At 60.6% G+C, this 690-nt stretch carries 1 protein-coding gene; it reads left to right on the top strand.

The window, feature by feature from the left end; all coding sequences use genetic code 11:
* The coding region (locus tag DM995_RS19965; RefSeq protein ID WP_198669527.1) for a DEAD/DEAH box helicase at positions 1-690 on the top strand (690 nt) is incomplete at both ends.

Genomic DNA, 690 nt, shown 5'->3' with positions numbered 1-690 from the left:
TCGACGAAGGCGAATGAACTCGGGATGCGGCCGATGCAGGAGCGCGCCTATGAGAAGCGGGGCGAGCAATATCTGCTGATCAAATCGCCGCCGGCTTCGGGCAAGAGCCGCGCGCTGATGTTCATCGCGCTCGACAAGCTGGCCAACCAGGGCATCAAGCAGGCGATCATCGTGGTGCCGGAAAAGTCCATCGGCTCCAGCTTTCATAACGAGCCGTTGAGCAAGCACGGCTTCTGGGCAGACTGGCACGTCGAGCCGAAGTGGAACCTGTGCGATGCGCCGGGCAACGACAATGGCGGCAAGGTCAATGGGCTCGGCGCCTTCCTTGAGAGCGGTGACAAGGTGCTCGTTTGCACCCATGCGACGTTCCGCTTCGCGGTCGACAAATTCGGGATCGCGGCCTTCGATGACCGGCTGATCGCGGTGGACGAGTTCCACCATGTCTCGGCCAATCCCGACAACAAGCTCGGCCTTCATCTGGGCGAGTTCATTTCGCGCGACCGCGTGCACATCGTCGCGATGACAGGCTCGTACTTCCGGGGTGACGCGGTCGCGGTGCTCAGCCCCCAGGACGAGGGCAAGTTCGAGAGCGTCACCTACACCTACTATGAGCAGCTCAACGGCTATCAATATCTGAAGCAACTCGACATCGGCTATTTCTTCTACGCGGACTCCTATGCCGACGACATC

This window comes from Blastomonas sp. UPD001 (assembly GCF_003426715.1).
Lineage (GTDB): Bacteria > Pseudomonadota > Alphaproteobacteria > Sphingomonadales > Sphingomonadaceae > Blastomonas.
The sequence above is the reverse complement of the archived record's forward strand: the minus strand, read 5'-3'. Positions and strand labels throughout refer to the sequence as shown.